Genomic DNA, 20,096 nt, shown 5'->3' on the forward strand with positions numbered 1-20,096 from the left:
TTAACGACCTCTGCTCCCTTAGATTAGCTGTTACGCATAATGATCGATTCCAGCGTGTTTGCAACGTCCTCGCAGCAGTCGGTCGTTTGCTCAAGTCTTTCGTAAATTTCTTTGCGCTTAATCAGCTCAATCGGATCTTTTACATTTGCGAACAAGCTGGTGATGCATACGCGGAGCAAGTCATCCGCCTGATTTTCCAATTCGTTCAGAGAGATGCAATGCTCGCGCATAGGAAGCAGCTTTTTCTGAGTCAAAAGGTAGATGGCGTTTTTGATTTGGTGGGCGGAACGGACAAGAATATCGGCAAATAGCGTAATGTATTCGTCCTTTTCCTTAATGTGATACATTTCAAAGCGGGATGCGCAAGCCTCAACACCGTCCATAACATCATCAAGCGAAGTGGTAAGAGCCATAATGTCCTCACGCTCAATCGGCGTAATGAACGTTTTGTTCAATTCCTTCAGTATCGTATGCGTGTACTGGTCGCATTCGCTTTCCATTTCTTTCATCCGTTTGGCAAATGCCTTAACATCGGACAAATTGGATACACCATCTGCAAAATATTCAACAGCCTCAACCAGTGTATCTGCCATTTCTTCCAGCGTCTTGAAGAAAATATCCTTTTTCTTGAACATGTCAATCCCCTTATCAACTTGAGAGTTAGGTATTGCGGTGCTTTCATCGCGCCTCATACAGTGTACATCGCATTTGTTAACGCAATGTAAACATTCATGAAAATTTAAGCATATTTTTTTGCAATTCACAACTGTCCTTCGACAAATATTGCAGAATCGACAAAAAAAAGAGCGATTTCGTTTCCGAAATCGCTCTTCGAAGGCCTTTTGACCCTCGTCCGTCACAGATTCAGTCCCTTAATCGCTAGTATTGCCCTCTTCGGTCTTTTGTACCCAGGTTACATGCTCCTGCAAGGCCGGCTTGCTTGGCACGACATGAATATAGGTTTTTCCAGGCACAAGCGAAATTTCAGAGCCGTCCTTAATAAAACGAACCATGCCGTCCGAAGCCCTTAGCCATTCGATATCGATTTTTTTACCGCCCTGGAACAGATAAGCCGGTCCGCCCGCCTTCAAGTCTACCGCAAGACGTCCCACGTCATCCAATGTTTTGTGGCTTGTTTCAAAAACAATCAGATTGGCAGCGCTCAGCTGCTCCGAATTGTTAAGGTCGATATGAGGCTCGCCGTTGATGTCCCGCAAGTAAAGGCCTGTCGCCTCGTCATAAGTGTAGCCCACATTATAGCTTTTCAGCAAAAAGGAAACGTTGATTTCCTTGGCCTCTTCCGCCTTGGCATCAGCTATCGCCGTTCCTTGTTCAGCAGTAGCTGCAAAAGGGTAGCTTCGCAGTGGTTCCTCATTGCCGTATTTTTTCTTTTCGGCGGCGGAACGAAGCTTGTCCAGATCGGAATACAAATTATGAGGAGCTTTTCTGTCCTTGCTTCTCCAGAAAGCGGAACCCGCATTTGTAATTTCGTCCAGGTAAGGCTTATGCTGTCCTTGCAAAATGCCGTATGCCTCTGGACTTCCGCCGGCATGAGCCATAACCGCTCCGTAGCTGTCCGCGATGTCGATGAGATAAGCCCGGTTGCTTCGGATCGGCCCTACCGTCTCCTCAAGCTTGTCCGTGCTTTGGAAAATAGCAACCAACCGCGTAATACCGCCTTCCGCCAAAACTTCCCATACGATGTCAGCATTACTCAGGCCAGATTGAGGCCTCGCTGCCGAAAAGTTATTGATCATGACTGCAATGGGACGTTCGCTTGCTTCGGTTTCGCGCTGAATTCCGGTCAGCGGAGCCGCGTAGGGCATCGGAGTTGGTTCAGGCGATGGGGTTGGATCTGTTATAGGAGGAGAAGGAGAGCTTGATTCCTGCGGTGTCGTCGTTCCGCCCGCGCATGCCGTTCCCACGATCATGATAAACGCAAAAAGTGCAGTTATGTACCCTTTATATCTTTTACTCATTGATTTCCCGCCTTTGCTGAAATATAAAACATTCCCTATTCTATTTAACCACAGCCAGGCGGGCTTGTCTCTGCTATTCTGGTTACAATTGGATTACAGATTTGGCTTCTTAAGCCCGGGCAACCGCTTTTCAAAAGTGTCAGGCCGCCCGGCCCTAAAAGTTAAACTTTCCTTACACGGCGCAACAGCCTTCTTGCCATCGCCGGTTTTGTATCAATTAAATCGACCAATGATGCCATTCCTGCTGCTGGCGATCCAGCCCGCTTAACCAGTCCGAGGTTACGCGGATAGCTTCCTCCTGATGGGGCCTTGAGGAGTAGGTATGATTAGCTTGAAATATAATTTCCTTGTCGCACAGCCCTTCGCTGCGAGTCCAAAACACCTTTTGGTACAGGAAGCTGTAGTCCACGGGAATCATCTCGTCGCTGGTGCCATGCACCAGAAGAACCTCGCCGCCGAATCGGGATGCCGCCTGGAACGGCTGATGCTGCATCAGCGAATCAAAAAACACCGGCTGCAGCGTATATCCCGCATGATCCGTGGTACCTTTTGTCACGGCTTCATCGTAGCTCGCCCTGCCCACAATTCTGACGATATCGTTATACGGATAAGCTACCGGCGACCACATGACAAGCCGTTTGACTCGTTTGTCCTTGACAGCCGTCATCAAGGCAACCGCGCCGCCCAAACTATGGCCGAGCAGCACGATGCGTCTTGGATCTACACAATCCATTGTATATACATAGTCAATCGCGGCTCGTGTTTGATCGATCATGGAATCAAAGCCCAGAGCACCGTAATCGCCGTTGCTTTCGCCGCATCCGCCGTAATCAAAACGCAGTACATAGGAGCCTTGCGCCGCTAGCGCTCTAGCTGTTTTGACAAACAAGCGGTCGACGCCAACGCGGCTTCCAATAAAGCCATGGCAAATAACGATGGCCTGTTTTTTATCTTCTCTATCGCTGCTGCTTGCCGGGTAATGAAGCGTAGCTGTCAGCTCCAAACCTTCATGCTTGATTATAAATTGCTTCTCCAAGACAGCAACCTCCCTTTTTATATATTAAAGAATTCCTACCTGTATACTTTGAATTAGATTGCTTTTATCGTACCATCCCGGATAAAGTGCTGTCAACGGCATCTTGTGTATATACCGTGCCCGTTCCTGCACAAAATGATAAAAGATACAATGACAATAACCGGAGGAGGGAAGAGTCATGCCAATCTGGGTGGCCTGGATCAGAGATCATTGGCTCTCGATTATGCTTGGCGCTGGCGTCGTCATTGCAGTCATCTATGTATGGGCTAACCGCCAGCTGCTGTTTTACAAGGAGTAGAACGCGTTATTCCTTGTCCATGTCCCTTTCCAGCAGTGGAAGCATGATATTAACGGTTGTTCCAGAACCCTGCCGGCTTGTAATCAGAATGCTTCCCCCATGCAGTTCAATGATTTCATTGCAGATGGCAAGGCCGAGACCGGAACCTCCCTTGCCGCTGCTTGCTTTAAAAAATTTCTCCATCACATGAGGCAAATCCTCCTGCTGAATACCGCCTCCCGTATCGCTAACGGTTAGCAGCGCCTCTTTTTGTTCCGCTTTTGTCACCACCGTAATGGTCCCCCCGGCAGGCGTAAATTTAAAAGCATTGTCAATCAGGTTGATCATCACCTGCTTTAGCCGGTTTGCGTCTCCGTTAACCATAATTGGACTTTCGCTCAGCTCGGCAACAATCGTTACGCCTGTTTTTTCTTCGCGGACCGCCAGTTGGCTAACCGTTTCTTTAACAGGACTGTTCAAATCCAGCGTTTCCGTTGTCAGATCCATCGTTTTGTTAGAAAGCTTCGAGAAATCAAGCAAATCCTCCACAAGGCCCGAAAGTCTGTCAGTCTCCTTGCTAATGATCGATAAACCTTGCTTTAGCTCTTCGCCATCGGCAGGTTCGCTGTCTTTTAACGTTTCGCTCCAGCCTTTAATGGAGGTTAACGGAGTTCTGAGCTCATGCGAGATCGAGGAAATGAAGTCGTTTTTCAACTTTTCCCTTTTGTTCAGCTCCAGCACCATCGTATTAAACGTTTCGGCAAGCTGCCCGATTTCATCTTCGCCCCGTTTGGTCGCCCTCTTCGTCCAGTCGCCCTCCGCCATATATCTTGCCGCACGAGTCAGCTCAAGAATCGGCCTGACGATACGTCCAGCCAGAAAAAGGCTTAACCCCAGAAACAGCAGCACAACGGCAAATCCGATCACGGCAGCCATGCTGATCAGCTGATTGACCATCCGGTCCACCTGCTCCAGCGATGAAGTATAACGAAGCAGCGAAACAACACGCGCGTCGTTCCACAGCGGGACGGTAACCGACACCACCCGTTCACTGTAAAAGGGATCTACGCCTGTCCACGTTCCGGTCACTCCCGTCATTGCGGCCCGGACATCCCCCGTCGTATAGATGATATCGGGAGCAAAACCGTCGGAGTCGATTCTAACCAGCCCGGATGCGTTAAGAAGCTGGATGCGAGTTGGGCCAACCTCCGCCATATACTGCAGCATGTAAGCCGCCTGGTCCTGGAGCTTTAACGATGACATGGAGCGCCCATGAAGCACCAGCGCGGATTCCGCGCGCTGCTTGACGGAGCTTTCCGCGCTACCATAGTAGTAGTTCCACATCAGCACCGCAAATGTGCCTCCAAGCACAATAACGACAAGGACAATGAGCAGCAAGTAGCTCCACACCATTCTTGTTTGCACTTTTTTCATGATTGTATGCTCCGTTTCCAACGGTAGCCAAAACCCCACACCGTTTCGATGACGGATGGATTAGAGGGATTGGATTCGATTTTTTGCCGGATGCGCCGGATATTGACGTCCACGACCTTCAAATCTCCCACATAATACCTTCCCCATACATCATTCAAAATCTGATCTCGGCTTACGCTGGTCCCTTGCCGCTCCATCAACAGACGGACAAGCGTCCACTCCGTAGGAGTCAATACGATTTCCTGTCCGTCCTTCCACAGCTTGCGCTCCGGAACCGAAAGCTTAAAGGGGCCGCTGTTCAAAATAAGGCTGGATGCTTCCTCCCCACGATCAAGCTCAGGGGAAGACCCCTTGCCGGGTTCAAAAATGCGGCCGCTACCGGAATGGCTCGCGGAATTTTCTGACACAGAACCAGCAGCATCAAAAGAATGCCCGCTCCCGCTATTACCACTGGACGGAATGCCGCTTGACGAGATTCCTCTTGGCGCAACACCATTTGACGAACCGCCGCTTGGCGTATTGCCGCTTGACGCAATGCCATTTGACGAACCGCCGCTTGGCGTATTGCCAGTTGACGGAACATCGGCATCCTCCGCGCTAGTTGAGCCGGAGTGTTTCTGCCCCGGGGCATCGCCCGCCACGCCCGCCGGGCCGTAATGTTGACTCCGTGAAGCATCAACCGTCTCATCCGCCATCGCTGTTTGGCTATCCCAAGCATTCGCAGGATCAAAATCCCGTGCCCGAACGGTGACCGCGCCCATGCGCCGATGAAGCGACTTGATGCGCGCGATCAATTCACCGGGGCTAAAAGGCTTCTGGATATAGTCATCCGCCCCCAGCTCCAAGCCATGAATTTTGTCCTGCTCCTGCGCTTTTGCCGTCAGCATGATAATGCCCATAGCGGGAAAATCCCGTCTAAGCTGCTCGCATACTTCAAAGCCGCTAATGGTAGGCAGCATCACATCCAGCAGCGCAATATCAAAAGGCCCTTCCGAATAAGCAAAAGCAAGCGCGTCTTCGCCATTCTCCGCTTCCGTCACGTCCATATCGTTACGCTTTAAATTAATGCGCAGAAATCCGCGTATGGATTCTTCATCTTCCAGCAACAAAATTCGCATTTTTTTCACCGCCATCCGACCCTAATCATTTTTGATCACCAATTGTTTGGAAAACTGGTCCTGTGCCTTCAGCATTGCATTGAATTCATCTCTTTGGGCATCATCCAAGCCGTCGGGAGCGTTTCGCGCAAAGGACACAATAAACATGTTGCCGCTGTTGGAAGCCAGCACCTTATACGGGCGGTTCTCCTCCCGCCATACCGACTCAACGCCGGACCATTGCCGATTGGGCACAACATAAAGCGTAGCCAGCTCGGCCTTAACTTCATTTTCCTTGTAAAAATAAAAGGTTGCAATGCCATAGGAGGTTTTGGGCGGCTTGGCCATACTGTATCGGTTACGCCATTCCGCTGGAATGTCCAGCTCCACGCCATACGTATTGTCAATATATTGCTCCGCCACCTTGGTGAAGGACTGCTCTATGCCATCCCACTGTATCCAATCATTGATCCATAACATGTCCGAATACGGGACATCGTCATTTCCCGGGGCTTCTCTCGTACGGTTAAGCTCGATAATCCCGTCGCCGTTCATATCGCCGCTTTTGGTGGGACGATCGCTGAATCCGCCATCATCCAATCCGACAATTCTGGAGGGATAGGCCATTTGAAGCGAACCGGCTTCCCACGCATACATATAGGTCAACATGCTATGCGCTCCGGTTCCACCCTCCAGGACGAGCCCCTGTATCCCCTCTGCCACCTGCCCCAGCAGCATTCGTTCAAACGAATGGACGCCTTCCGGTAGCTGGAACGTATCTTTAATCGTTATATTGCCCGGAGTCCAGGAATGAACCGTCAAAAAATAGCTGGCCGGTTCCGATTCCCCGCTTCTTGCGGAAGCGGAGATTACGGCAATTTCGGGATAACCGTCGCCGTCCAGGTCGCCCGTCGTCGCCAACTGATAAGGGATGGACTGAACCGGCTTCAGCTTAAGCCTGCCCCTGTCATTCCGCTCCGCCTTGCTTTGAAAAGAGTACACTTCCAATACATTGGGACTTTCAATAGAACCCACCCAGCCCACCAGCAATTCCAGCCAGCCGCTGGAATCCAGATCCTGAAGCTTGATCCAGGCGATATCCCGCGCCATCGGCTGTTCGATCATGACCCATTGGCGCCAGCCGTTTTCGCTCTGTTTGAGCACAACAACCTCGGGCGCGCTGTATTCATTGTAGTACGTAACCAACGCTTCCTTCTCTCCGTCGCCGTCCAGATCAAGCAGGCGTATCGCCTCCCTGTAATCGTCGGAGTGAGGCAGCATGAGCTTGCTGTAGCGCGGGAGCGCTTTGAGAATGGCCGACGTCAACCGCTCTTTTTCATCGCCGATCGATGGTTTCTCAAGCAAGTCGGCAGGAGCGGCCGTATATCGGCAGCCTGCGGCCAGCATCGAAATGAGAAGAAGCGTTGCCAGAACGATGATGATTCTTCTTCCGGCCACGCTTGCTTTCTTTTGGCTGCGCAGCAATTTCCTCTCCTCCATAAGGGCTCCCCTTTCTCTTTGCGTTTCCGTCTTTATTTCAACACAAATCCGGCACAGGGGGCCGTTTGGCTCCATATGCCGGAGTAGCGTTTTATTCAACTAGTTCATCCGCGGTAACGAATGTAAAACCCAATTCCCTTAGGTCATCAATGACTTGGGGCAACATTTCAACCGTATTGGCAATATGTTTGCCTCCGAAGGAATGCATTAATATTATACCATTAGGCTTGCTGCCTTTGCGAATCACTTCTCGCATATCGTTAATGGAGGTGCCCGCCCAATCGCGCGTATCCACCGTCCAGCCAACCAGCTTACGATCCTTTTCTTTCAACGTCTTTTTCAACGTTTCCGACAATGCGCCGTAAGGGGCGCGGAACATTTCCGGCTTGTAACCCAGCACATCCTCGATGGCTGCATCCGCTTCGTCGATTTCTTTGACGATTTGGCTTTTGGTCAGCTTGCTCAAATCTTTATGACTTTGCGTATGATTGCCGATTGCATGGCCTTCTTCTACAATTCGCTTCAACACATCAGGGTATTTCTTTACTTGCGTCCCTACTACGAAAAAAGTCGCTTTAACATCCTTCTCCTTCAAAATGTCCAGAATCGCCGTTGTATAGCGGGTATCCGGTCCATCGTCGAAGGTTAACGCGATTTTGCCGCCTGTTTGATGGGACTTGCCATCTTGGCCGCCCGGCTTCCCAGCCGTTCCTTCTCCCGAAGGTTTGCCGCTTGTTCCACTCGCTGGCTTCTCTCCCGAGGAATTGCCGCCTGTTCCACTCGCTGGCTTCTCTCCCGAGGAATTGCCGCCTGTTTCACTCGCTGGCTTTTCTCCCGAGGAATTGCCGCCTGTTCCATTCGCGGGCTTTTCTCCCGAGGAACCGCCGCCTGTTCCACTCGCTGGCTTTTCTCCCGAGGAACCGCCGCCTGTTCCATTCGCGGGCTTTTCTCCCGAGGAATTGCCGCCTGTTCCATTCGCGGGCTTTTCTCCCGAGGAACCGCCGCCTGTTCCATTCGCGGGCTTTTCTCCCGAGGAATTGCCGCCTGTTCCATTCGCGGGCTTTTCTCCCGAGGAACCGCCGCCTGTTCCACTCGCTGGCTTTTCTCCCGAGGAACCGCCGCCTGTTTCACTCGCTGGCTTTTCTCCCGAGGAATTGCCGTCCGTATGGGCTCCCGGTTTGATACCGGCTACATCCTTGCCCGGCACGTACTCCGCGGTCTCGCCTTCGGTTTCGTTTTTGCCTGGCGCTTCCTCATTTTTGCCCGGCGTTTCCTCATTCAGCGTACCTCCACCTGACAGGACCTCTTCAGAAGGAGCCTTCTTCCCATCGGCTGGCCCAAGCGCCGTTAACCCAAGCGCAACACCGGCCGAACAGCCAACAACCAACACGATCATAACTCCGAGCATAATCAAAATGCCCCATTTTCCTGCGCTTTTTCTTCTTTTCCTCATTAGGTCCACCTTCTATTCCGCTGATACATTAATCTTAACGAATCAGTAGACTAAGAGAGTTACAAAATAGTAACACCATTCCCGAATAATCGCCGGCAAATCTTGCTATTTTTCGAGCCTTCGTCCACCTCTCCGCTAGGGTGTGACTTCGAACTCCGCAGGGAGCGGATACTGCCGAATTTTCGTTCCCTGCAAGGCGCTTTTTCGAAGGCTTACCGGGGGTAAGTCAAGAAAAAGTAACGCAGCAGGGGGAGAAAAGGCGGTGACAGATGCCCGTAAGTGAGTTTGAAGACATACCGTAAGAGGGAAGCAAGGAGGTTTACAACAAATTGTTGCTAAGGACCTGTTCAACGTCTATCGGAAGTCCCGTCTTCATGTCGAACAAGCTGTTATAAAGACTCCTTACCCTTCAGACGTAAAAAGAAACCAAACTGTTGTCGATTTCAACAAATTTGTTCAAAAAAAAATCGCTGTTCCACATCCCTCTCTCAAGGAATGCGAAATAGCGATTGATCATGCATGGCCAACAAAAGTTTTAGGCATTTATCAGGCTCAAACTACCCTTTACACTCTGGCCTACTGCTTGTTTGAATTGTTCAACTTATATAGATAGTGGTCAAAGACCCATTAGCATCCTCTTCCTCCACCTGCACCTGCACCTACCTACCTGCCTACCTGCCTACCTGCGCCTGTCTGCCTGCCTGGCTGCCTACCTGCGCCTGTCTGCCTGTCTGCCTGCCTGCCTGGCTGCCTGTCTGCCTACCTGCGCCTGCCTGTCTGCCTACCTGCGCCTGCCTGCCTACCTGCGCCTGTCTGCCTGTCTGCCTACCTGCCTGCCTGCCTACCTGCCTACCTACCTGCGCCTGTCTGCCTGTCTGCCTACCTGCCTGCCTGGCTGCCTACCTGCGCCTGCCTGCCTGGCTGCCTGGCTGCTGGCTGCCTGTCTGCCTGTCTGCCTGCGCCTGTCTGCCTGCCTGGCTGCCTGTCTGCCTGGCTGCCTGCCTGCCTACCTGACTGCCTGGCTGCCTGTCTGCCTGTCTGCCTGTCTGCCTGGCTATAGCGTACAGTTTAATGGTCATCGATGACCATTAGAGCCTCAAATAGCTAGTTTCGCCAAATGTAACGGTCACCGATGTCCATTAGCCTCCAAAAAGCAGCACTTTTGGGGTAAAAACAAGCTTTAACGGACGCTAATGTCCTTTAGAAATTGACTTTCCTCAAAAAGAAGGCTCTAATGGCCTTCGATGTCCGTAAGAGTGTGTCGACCCTTGAACCTGCGGAAGAAATCCCTTTAGTTTGTTTTGACACCTAGTCAACGCTTATGCTTGTCCGATACTTTGGTTGCAGTCCTCTCTTAGTAATGTTACCGCCGTTAAAGTCCGCGTTGTCTATTCCAGTTGTACAAAAAAACGCTGTTTGTATCCTTATCAGACGGATACAAACAGCGTCAACATATTAATTCCATTCAAGCATCAATCTTGAATGGCTTCCACTTCAACTTCTACAACGCTTTTGCAGCAATATCGGTACGATTTTGCATGCCTTCGAAATTTATCACGCTAACCGCTTCGTACGCGCGATTGCGTGCTTCCGCGATGTCGCGGCCAAGGCCAACAATGCCCAGCACGCGTCCGCCGCTGGTTACCAGTTCGCCGTCCTTGAAGGCGGTGCCGGCGTGGAAAACAAGCGCTCCCTGCGCTTCCGCTTCTTCAATGCCGGCAATGACGCGGCCTTTCGGGTAAGAACCGGGATAACCTTCCGAAGCGGCAATGACGCAAACCGCAGCTTCATCGCTCCATTCGATATCCATTTCTCCCAGCCGTCCGTTCATGGCAGCTATCACGATATCGACCAGATCCGTTTTCAATCTTGGCAGTACAACCTGCGTTTCGGGATCGCCCATGCGCGCATTGAACTCGATCGTTTTGGGGCCGTCCTTTGTAATCATCAAGCCCGCAAACAACACGCCGCGGAACGGACGTCCTTCGCTAACCATCGCCTTAGCGGTTGGAATAATGATATTGACGATTGCATCGTCCACAATGCTTTGCGGAATATGCGGCAGCGGCGTATAGGTGCCCATGCCGCCTGTGTTGGGACCCTTGTCGCCATCAAAAATCGGCTTGTGGTCCTGCGCCGGAACCATCGGTTTAACCGTTTCGCCGTCTACGAAAGCCAGGATGGACATTTCTTGTCCCTCCAGAAACTCCTCGATCACAATCTGGTTGCCCGCATCGCCAAATACCTTGTCTACCATCGCCTCGCGAAGCGCCTTTTCAGCTTCCTCGCGTGTGAAAGCTACCGTTACCCCTTTGCCCGCAGCAAGCCCGTCCGCTTTAATAACAATAGGGACCTCTTGCTCCTGCAAATAGGACAACGCCGTTTCGTAATCCGTAAACGTTTCGTATTTGGCGGTAGGAATATTGTATTTTTTGAGCAAGTCCTTCATAAAAATTTTGCTGCCCTCGATTTCTGCAGCCAGTCTATTCGGGCCAAATGCCGGAATGCCCGCCGCTTCGAACGCATCAACAATACCGTCCGCAAGCGGATCGTCCGGACCTACAAACACGAGATCGATGGAGGCATCCTTGGCAAAAGCCGTCAGCTCGTCAAACTGCGAAACCGCGATCGGCACGCATTCCGCCAGCTTGGCGATTCCCGCATTGCCTGGTGCGCAAAACAATTCCTTTACCTTGTCGCTTTTTTTGAGCGCCCATAAAATCGCATGTTCGCGGCCGCCCCCGCCAATGACCAAAATCCGCATTTCTGCATCCCCCTTTTTATTTTTTCATCCTTAGCAGAATTATTGAACGACCCCGCACAATCAGGTTCAAAAAGTCCGGTTTTCAGTACCAAGAAGATGGCAAGAAGCTAGAAATCGAGGACCGGAGCGTAGTCGAAGCTACGTGAGGACCGGAGATTTCGGCTGAATGCCATATTCGACGCCGGCCATGACATTAGTCATGACCCGTAATGGAAAGCGGACTTTTTGAACGACCCCACACAATCAGGTTCAAAAAGTCCGGTTTTCAGTACCGAGAAGATGGCATAAAGCTAGAAACTGAGTAGCGGAGCTTAGTGGAAGCTAAGTGAGCAACGGAAGTTTCGGCTGAATGCCATATTCGACGCCGGCCATGACGCTAGTCATGACCCGCAATGGAAAGCGGACTTTTTGAATTACCTTTCTAGTGTTTGAAGTGGCGGATGCTGGTGAACACCATCGCAATTCCCGCTTTGTTGGCTGCCGCGATGGACTCTTCGTCCTTGATGGAGCCGCCAGGCTGGATGATTGCCGTAATGCCGGCTTTAGCCGCCAATTCCACGGTATCGCCCATCGGGAAAAATGCGTCGGAAGCCAATGCCGCGCCTACGGCTTTTTCGCCGGCTTGTTCGATAGCGATGCGAGCCGCGCCTACGCGGTTCATTTGGCCTGCGCCAACGCCAACCGTCATGTCGTCTTTGGCCAGCAAAATCGCATTGGATTTCACATGTTTAACAACCTTCCAGCCAAAAAGAAGCTGTTTCATTTCCTCGGCAGTTGGCTTGCGGTCGGTTACGATCTGCAGATCCTCTTCCTTCAGGGAATGGACGTCGCTTTCCTGAACCAGCATGCCTCCGTCAACAGAAGTAACCAACCATTCCGGCTGGCGCTCTGCAGCAACTTTCAGCTCGCCCAGCTTGAGCAGGCGAATATTCTTTTTCTTGGAGAGGATCTCAAGCGCTTCCGGCGTGTAATCCGGCGCAATGATAATTTCCAGGAAGATAGCGCCCAGCAGCTCAGCCGTTTCTGCGCCAAGTGTGCGGTTAGCCGCTACGATACCGCCAAAAATGGAGGTTGGATCGGCTTCGTACGCTTTTTGGTAAGCCTCGTGAATGTTAGCTCCGATGCCTACGCCGCAAGGGTTCATATGTTTGACCGCAACAACGGCCGGCTCGTCGAATTCCTTGAGAATCGACAACGCCGCGTTTGCGTCGTTAATGTTGTTGTAGGACAGCTCTTTGCCGTGCAGCTGCTCCGCTGTCGTAATATTGCCTTCGGAAGCCAGTGGCTTTTTGTAAAATGCAGCTTGCTGATGCGGGTTTTCTCCGTAACGCAATCCTTGCACCTTTTCGTAAGTGACCGTGTACGTTTCAGGAAGCGGTTCGCCAGTTTGCTTCGACAGGTAGTCGGAGATCAATGCGTCGTAGGAGCCTGTATGACGGAATACTTTGGCTGCCAGACGTTTGCGCGTTTCCAACGTCGTGTCGCCGTCAGCCTTCAGCTCTTCCAAAACAGCGCCGTAATCGCCGGCATCCACAACAACCGTTACAAAGGCATGGTTTTTGGCAGCGGAACGCAGCATGGTTGGGCCGCCGATATCGATGTTTTCGATCGCTTCCTCGTAGGAAACACCCGGCTTGGCGATGGTTTGCTTGAACGGGTACAGGTTAACGACCACCAGATCGATATAATCCAGGCCCAGCTCCTCCATCGACTTGCGGTGCTCCTCGTTGTCCCTTACCGCAAGCAGCCCGCTATGTACTGCGGGATGAAGCGTTTTGACGCGGCCGTCCATAATTTCAGGAAAACCCGTTACATCGGAAATGCCGATAACCGGAACGCCTTCTTTTTCCAGCAGGCTGAATGTTCCACCCGTCGAAATGATTTGCACGCCCTGCTTTGCCAATTCCCTTGAAAACTCAACGATGCCCGTTTTATCGGATACGCTGATCAACGCTCGTTTAATCGCCACCGTAATGCCCCCTTATTTTGAATAAAACCATCAGATTCAGCTATCTTCAGCCCCATTACCCGATCGTTACGTTTCTTCCGTCCAGCACAACTTTGCTGCGGGCGATCTGGCCGATCACATACGGCAGCAAGGCCTGCTCAGCCGCATGAATCCGCTCTGAAAGACTGTCGCGAGTATCCCCATGCTCCACCTCAACAACCCGCTGCGCGATAATGGGGCCGCTGTCCAGCCCGCCGTCTACATAATGCACAGTCACGCCAGTTATCTTTACGCCGTACTCCAGAGCTTGTCCGATCCCGTCAACACCTGGGAATGCCGGCAGCAGCGAAGGATGAACATTGATCATTCGGCCGTAAAAAGGCTCCACCAGCACAGGCGTCAAAATACGCATATAGCCGGCCAGCACAATCAGTCCGATGTCGCGCTTCTCCAGCTCCGCCAGAATGACTCTCTCGTAATCCTCGCGCGAAGCGTAGTCCTTCGGTTTGAATAGGAAGGTTTCAACGCCGGCTTTAGCCGCTCTCTCCACAACGGGAGCGCTCGGCTTGTCACAAACAAGAAGCCCGATTTCAACATCGAGCTTCCTATCCCGCACCGCATCGGCAATGGCTTGAAAATTGCTCCCCTGCCCGGATGCAAACACCGCAATGCGCAGGCCGGCCATTACACCTCAGCTCCCGTAAATGTCACGATACGGCTGCCTTCCGTGATTTTGCCGATGGTATAAGCTTTTTCGCCAAGGCTTTCCGCCACGCGCACCGCTTCTTCCGCCTGTTCGACAGGAACAACAATGACAAGGCCGATGCCCATATTAAAAGTCGTGAACATGTCGCGATTCGTAATTTCGCCTTTTTTCTGCATCAGCTCGAAAATGGGCAAAATCGGCCACGATCCGTATTGGATGTCCGCATTGACGCCTTCCGGCAGCACGCGCGGAATATTTTCGATAAAGCCGCCGCCCGTAATATGCGCCATGCCTTTTACTTGCACCTTGCTGATCAGCTCAAGCGCCTGCTTCACGTAAATGCGCGTTGGCTCCAGCAGCACGTCGCCAAGCTTTGCTCCGCCAAGCTCGTCAAACTGCTGATCCAGCGAATAACCCGCTTCTTCCAGCAGGAGACGGCGCACCAGCGAAAAGCCGTTGCTGTGGATTCCGCTCGAAGCAAAGCCAAGCACGACGTCGCCCGGAGCAATCGTGGAGCCGTCGATCATTTTTTTCCTGTCAACGATGCCGACGGTAAAACCCGCGATATCGTATTCCTCTTGGGAATACATGCCCGGCATTTCAGCCGTTTCTCCGCCGATCAGCGCACAGCCGGACTGTACGCAACCTTCGGAGATGCCTTTCACGATCGCTTCGATTTTTTCGGGAACAACCTTGCCGCAGGCCAGATAGTCCAGGAAAAACAGCGGCTCCGCGCCCTGTACGATAATATCGTTGACGCACATCGCAACAGCGTCGATGCCGATTGTATCGTGTTTGTCCATTGCAAAAGCAAGCTTCAGCTTTGTGCCGACGCCGTCCGTGCCGGATACCAGCACTGGCTCCTCGTATTTGCTTTTGTCCAGGCTGAACAAACCGCCAAAGCCGCCAAGCTCCGCCAGCACCTCCGGACGGTATGTCCGCTTCACGTGTTTCTTCATCCGTTCGACCGCTTCATTGCCCGCGGCAATGTCGACGCCTGCTTTTTTGTACGCTTCTGACACGAATATCGCACCTTTCGTTTTTGGCTCATGACAAAAACAGAAAATTGACTTTATATATGCGGGGGGCGCTGAGGGGCAGAGGGTTCTTCCGATCGCTGTTAAAATCAGATTTTCATTGAACAATTTCTTAGCGGTTGAAATCTGATTTTACAAGCGAACACTCCGTTTCTACAGAATCCCTCTGCCCCTTCGCCTATTGCATATGCCGTCAAAAACTGATTTTTGTTATTGAGCCTTTGTATTTTCAATAAATAAATGGAGTTGAACAAAAGATTTTCAACTTTTCAGGGCAAGGAATAACCCTCTGTTAACCTACGCTTAACTCAACCCTCGGTTAAACCCTACCTTCGGTTAAGCCCAGCCTTCGGTTAAGCCCCGGTCAAGCGGCGGCAAGTCTACGTTAAGCCGCATCCGCTTTTTTTAATTGCGATCGGAAGAACCCTTCACACGCCGGCCCACACCGCTGAAACTCTTTTGTTCCACTTATATAGCAGGTCCTAGCAGCTGCAGCTTTTGTCTGATTCTTCGTCTACGACGGTAGGGTAGTCGTTGTCGAAGCAGGCGAGGCACATGCCGCGGTTATAAGCGCCGTCGTTGCCGCCTACCGAATCCACGAAACCTTGGTCGGTTAGGAAGGATAACGAGTCCGCGTTGATTTCTTTGCAAATCTCCTCCACCGTCCGGAAGGATGCGATCAGCTCCTTGCGGTCCGGCGTGTCGATGCCGTAGTAACACGGGTTTTTGAACGGCGGCGATGTGATGCGCACATGCACCTCCGTCGCTCCAGCCTCGCGCAGCAGGTTGACGATCCGGCGAGACGTTGTGCCCCGTACGATAGAATCGTCGATCATGACAACGCGTTTGCCTTCAACGACCTTGCGGACGGCGGACAACTTCATTTTTACGCCTTTTTCGCGCAGCTCCTGGGAGGGCTGAATGAAGGTCCGTCCGGTGTATTTGTTTTTGATAAGCCCAAGCTCGTACGGTATGCCCGTTTGCTCCGCATAGCCGATAGCGGCGGAAATGCTGGAATCCGGCACGCCCGTTACAATGTCCGCGTCCACGAAGGACTCAATCGCAAGGCGTTGGCCCATCCGCTTGCGCGCGGAGTGGATGTTGATTGTATTAATATCGCTGTCCGGTCTGGCAAAATAAATATATTCCATCGCGCAGGTCGCCCGGCGCTCGATTTCCGCATAGCGGTCTTCCGTCATGCCGGAGGAATCCAGAATCAGCAGCTCGCCCGGCTGCACGTCGCGAACATATTCTGCGCCGATCGTTTCGAACGCGCAGGTCTCCGAGGAAAACACATATGCGTCGCCGATACGCCCCATCACCAGCGGGCGAAGCCCGTGGGGATCGGAAGCGACCAGCAGCTTGTCGTTGGTCATGATCAGGAACGCAAAACCGCCGACAATGCGCTGCAGCGCTTCTTTCGCCGCCGTGACAAAATCCTTCGGAGAACGCGCGATCAAATGCGCGATAACCTCCGTGTCGCTGGAGGTCTGAAAGATGGAACCGCTCATCTCCAGCTCGCGGCGGATTTCCGGTGCGTTGACGATATTGCCGTTTGTCGCAACCCCAAGATCGCCGTCGCGATAGCGGAAAATAAGCGGCTGTGCGTTTGCCAGTTGGCTCGCTCCCGACGTGGAGTAACGAACATGCCCGATGGAACGGTCGCCCGCCAGCATGTCCAGCTTGTCTTTGTCGAATACTTCTTTAACCAATCCCATGCCGCGGTGATAGTTAAAGGCGTTGCCTCTAGCCGTATCTACCGTACAGATGCCGGAGCTTTCCTCGCCCCGGTGCTGCAGCGCATGCAGACCATAGTACGACAGTCCGGCGGCATCGGGGTGGCCGAACACCCCGAATACGCCGCACTCCTCGCGAAGCTTGTCAAAAATATCATCCCGGCCGATGCCCTCATTATAATGGTCGCCCGTCCACAGACGGGGAAGGGTCATCACTTCATGAGACATGGAATCGCATCCTTCCAAACCTTCTCCAGTTGTTGTACCGGCGAATGAACGCCAGTCTTGCCGTTTACGCTGATGGACAGAACGCTTCCTGTTACTTTGCCGATTGCCGCGTGAGACACGCCTTGCTCACCCAGCCAAGCGATCAGCTTCTCCGCTTGCTCCGGTTTTGCCGAAAGCAATACGCGGGATTGCGATTCGCTGAACAACAGGTGGTCGTTACGCAGCTCGCTGCTCAGAGCAACCTCTGCGCCAATGCCGCCGCTGATGCAAGACTCTGCAAGTGCAACCGCGATGCCGCCCTCGGACAAGTCATGAGCCGAAGACACAAGGCCTTTCTGAATAGCGCCAAGCACCGCGCCTTGCACCTTTTTCTCCACATCCAGATCGATGACAGGAGGACGGCCGGATGGTGCGCCGTTCAACACGTATTGCAGCTCGCTGCCGCCAAACTCAGCTTTCGTATCGCCAATCAGCACGATGACGTCGCCTTCGTTTTTGAAGCCTTGAGTCGTAATGTGGTCATGGTCATGCACCAGGCCAACCATGCCGATAACAGGCGTCGGGTAAATCGCGCCTTTGGCATTTTCGTTGTACAAGCTGACGTTGCCGCCGATTACCGGCGTATCCAGCTTGATACAAGCTTCGCTCATGCCGTCGGCCGATTTTTCCAGCTGCCAGAATACTTCCGGCTTTTCCGGATTGCCGAAGTTCAGGTTGTCCGTAATCGCCAGCGGCTCGGCGCCGGAGCAAACGATATTGCGCGCCGCTTCCGCAACCGCGATACGGCCGCCTACTTCAGGGTCCAGATATACGTAACGTCCGTTGCAGTCCGTGGTCATCGCCAGCGCCTTGCGCGTGCCGTCGATCAGAACAACAGCCGCGTCGGAGCCGGGTTGTACCGCCGTTGCCGTACGAACCATATAGTCGTATTGATTGTAAACCCATTCCTTGCTCGCTACTGTCGGTGATGCCAAAACCTTCTCCAAAGCGTCGTTCAAGTCCGTAATTTCCGCAAAATCGGAGCTGTCTACACTAGCGTTTTCACGGTAGTATGCCGGCTCGGCGGACGGTTTGTTGTACACCGGACATTCATCAACCAGCGCTGTGACCGGCATGTCCGCAACTTCCTCGCCTTGATGGAACAAGCGCAGACGTCCGTCATCGGTTACTTTGCCAACCTTGGCGCAAATAATGCCCCAACGGTCAAAAATTTCCTTGGCTTGCTCTTCATGCTGCGGCTCAACAACGAACAACATGCGCTCCTGCGATTCCGAAAGCATCATTTCGTAAGGCGTCATGCCCGTTTCGCGTTGCGGAACCTCGTCGAGGTACAGCTCCAGGCCGTTGCCCGCTTTGGAAGCCATCTCCGCGCTGGAGCAAGTCAAGCCGGCTGCGCCCATATCCTGAATGCCAAGCACGATGCCGGAGTTAATCAGCTCAAGCGTTGCTTCCATAACGAGTTTTTCCATGAAGGGATCGCCGACCTGAACCGCCGTGCGTTTCTCCTCGGATTCCTCCGAAAGCTCCACGGATGCAAAGGTTGCGCCGTGAATGCCATCGCGGCCGGTTGCCGGGCCAACGTAGAAAACTGGGTTGCCAACGCCTTTGGCGACGCCGCGCTGGATTTTGTCATGATCGATCAAACCAACGCACATAGCGTTAACAAGCGGATTTCCTTCGTAGCTTTCGTCAAACATAACCTCGCCCGCTACCGTCGGGATGCCGATACAGTTGCCGTATCCCGCGATGCCGCCGACAACATGCTCGAACAGGTATTTAACGCGCTCGCTGGCCAGATTGCCGAAGCGCAGGCTGTTCAGCAGAGCCACGGGACGTGCGCCCATGGAGAAAATATCGCGGATAATGCCGCCAACGCCGGTAGCCGCGCCTTGATACGGCTCAACAGCGGATGGGTGGTTATGGGATTCGATTTTGAACACGACCGCTTGATTGTCGCCGATGTCTACGATGCCGGCGCCTTCGCCGGGACCCATCAGAACACGCGGACCCGTGATCGGGAACTTTTTCAGGATTGGCTTGGAATTTTTGTAGGAGCAGTGCTCCGACCACATAACGCTGAATACGCCAATTTCCGTATAGTTCGGCTTGCGTCCCAGAAAACCGCAAATCAGCTCGTATTCATGGTCCGTTACGCCAAATTGCGTATAAATTTTCTGATCGGCGATTTGCTCCGCCGTCGGTTCCTTAGCCGTTAACTGCTGCGCCATGCTGTTCCCTCCATGCATTCAAAATCGATGTAAACATGCCTTTTCCGTCCTCGGAGCCGAGTAATTGGTTGACTGCGCGCTCAGGATGCGGCATCATGCCGACCACGTTGCCCGCTTTGTTGCTGATGCCCGCGATGTTCTCGACAGAACCGTTCGGGTTGGTATCGCCCGCATAGCGGAAAACGATCTGGTTATTGGCTTTTAGTTCAGCCAACGTCTCATCGTCACAGTAGTAGTTGCCTTCGCCATGGGCGATCGGAATATCAATGATGTCGCCTTCGGCATATTGATTCGTAAACGGCGTAGCCGCGTTAACGACTTCAAGATGCGTAGAATGGCAGCGGAATTTCAGGCCGTTGTTGCGGATCAGAGCGCCCGGCAGCAAACCGGCTTCGGTCAAAATCTGGAATCCATTGCAGATGCCAAGCACGTATTTGCCTTGCTCGGCCGCTTTTTTCACTTCGTTCATCACATTCGCAAACTGCGCGATTGCGCCGCAGCGCAGATAATCGCCATAGGAGAAGCCGCCAGGCACGATAATCGCGTCGTAAGCGGAAAGATCCGTAGCGGTGTGCCATACATAATCGACGGATTGGCCAATCGTGCTTTCTACCGCCTTGTAACAGTCAATATCGCAGTTGGAGCCCGGAAATACGAGTACCGCAAACTTCAT

Annotated in this window: 15 protein-coding genes and 1 pseudogene; all 16 read right to left on the reverse strand. The window is 52.5% G+C overall.

Going from position 1 to position 20,096, the window contains the following annotated elements; genetic code table 11:
- Positions 1–23: 23 nt before the first annotated feature.
- Positions 24–635 carry a DUF47 domain-containing protein gene (locus ACX93W_RS25125; RefSeq protein ID WP_459395118.1) on the reverse strand — a complete coding sequence of 204 codons (612 nt, stop codon included), beginning with the start codon at positions 633–635 and terminating at the stop codon, positions 24–26.
- A 237-nt stretch (positions 636–872) separates the two neighbouring features.
- On the reverse strand, positions 873–1,979 hold the full coding sequence (locus tag ACX93W_RS25130; RefSeq protein WP_459395119.1) for a DUF3048 domain-containing protein: 1,107 nt from the start codon (positions 1,977–1,979) through the stop codon (positions 873–875).
- Positions 1,980–2,196: 217 nt separating this feature from the next.
- Complete coding sequence (locus ACX93W_RS25135; protein WP_459395120.1) at positions 2,197–3,015, reverse strand: alpha/beta hydrolase; 819 nt, start codon at positions 3,013–3,015, stop codon at positions 2,197–2,199.
- A 304-nt stretch (positions 3,016–3,319) separates the two neighbouring features.
- Positions 3,320–4,726: a sensor histidine kinase gene (locus ACX93W_RS25140; RefSeq protein ID WP_459395121.1), complete on the reverse strand. Its 1,407-nt coding sequence runs from the start codon at positions 4,724–4,726 to the stop codon at positions 3,320–3,322.
- Complete coding sequence (locus ACX93W_RS25145; RefSeq protein ID WP_459395164.1) at positions 4,723–5,487, reverse strand: winged helix-turn-helix domain-containing protein; 765 nt, start codon at positions 5,485–5,487, stop codon at positions 4,723–4,725. The genes ACX93W_RS25140 and ACX93W_RS25145 overlap by 4 nt, the downstream gene beginning before the upstream one ends.
- A pseudogene (locus tag ACX93W_RS25150) lies at positions 5,485–5,844 on the reverse strand (response regulator transcription factor); the annotation flags it as partial. The pseudogene ACX93W_RS25150 and the gene ACX93W_RS25145, both read right to left, overlap by 3 nt.
- A gap of 21 nt (positions 5,845–5,865) precedes the next feature.
- Positions 5,866–7,323, reverse strand: coding sequence for an FG-GAP repeat domain-containing protein (locus ACX93W_RS25155; RefSeq protein WP_459395122.1), 1,458 nt, complete (start codon positions 7,321–7,323; stop codon positions 5,866–5,868).
- Between the two features lie 91 nt (positions 7,324–7,414).
- Positions 7,415–8,776 carry a polysaccharide deacetylase family protein gene (locus ACX93W_RS25160; RefSeq protein WP_459395123.1) on the reverse strand — a complete coding sequence of 454 codons (1,362 nt, stop codon included), beginning with the start codon at positions 8,774–8,776 and terminating at the stop codon, positions 7,415–7,417.
- Positions 8,777–9,675: 899 nt separating this feature from the next.
- A complete protein-coding gene (locus ACX93W_RS25165; RefSeq protein WP_459395124.1) occupies positions 9,676–9,855 on the reverse strand; it encodes a hypothetical protein in 180 nt (59 codons plus the stop codon).
- A 422-nt stretch (positions 9,856–10,277) separates the two neighbouring features.
- Positions 10,278–11,540: a phosphoribosylamine--glycine ligase gene (purD, locus tag ACX93W_RS25170; protein ID WP_459395125.1), complete on the reverse strand. Its 1,263-nt coding sequence runs from the start codon at positions 11,538–11,540 to the stop codon at positions 10,278–10,280.
- A gap of 421 nt (positions 11,541–11,961) precedes the next feature.
- Positions 11,962–13,509: a bifunctional phosphoribosylaminoimidazolecarboxamide formyltransferase/IMP cyclohydrolase gene (purH, locus tag ACX93W_RS25175; protein ID WP_459395126.1), complete on the reverse strand. Its 1,548-nt coding sequence runs from the start codon at positions 13,507–13,509 to the stop codon at positions 11,962–11,964.
- Between the two features lie 55 nt (positions 13,510–13,564).
- On the reverse strand, positions 13,565–14,173 hold the full coding sequence (gene purN, locus ACX93W_RS25180) for a phosphoribosylglycinamide formyltransferase (RefSeq protein WP_459395127.1): 609 nt from the start codon (positions 14,171–14,173) through the stop codon (positions 13,565–13,567).
- A complete protein-coding gene (gene purM / locus ACX93W_RS25185; protein ID WP_459395128.1) occupies positions 14,173–15,216 on the reverse strand; it encodes a phosphoribosylformylglycinamidine cyclo-ligase in 1,044 nt (347 codons plus the stop codon). Before purM ends, purN begins: the two co-directional genes overlap by 1 nt.
- A 497-nt stretch (positions 15,217–15,713) precedes the next feature.
- Complete coding sequence (purF, locus tag ACX93W_RS25190; RefSeq protein WP_459395129.1) at positions 15,714–17,195, reverse strand: amidophosphoribosyltransferase; 1,482 nt, start codon at positions 17,193–17,195, stop codon at positions 15,714–15,716.
- Entirely contained in the window at positions 17,180–19,423 is a 2,244-nt protein-coding gene (purL, locus tag ACX93W_RS25195) for a phosphoribosylformylglycinamidine synthase subunit PurL (RefSeq protein ID WP_459395130.1), read from the reverse strand. Before purL ends, purF begins: the two co-directional genes overlap by 16 nt.
- Positions 19,401–20,096 (reverse strand): phosphoribosylformylglycinamidine synthase subunit PurQ, encoded by a 696-nt coding sequence (gene purQ, locus ACX93W_RS25200; RefSeq protein WP_459395131.1) that lies wholly within the window; start codon positions 20,094–20,096, stop codon positions 19,401–19,403. The genes purL and purQ overlap by 23 nt, the downstream gene beginning before the upstream one ends.

The organism is Paenibacillus sp. CAU 1782 (assembly GCF_054551715.1).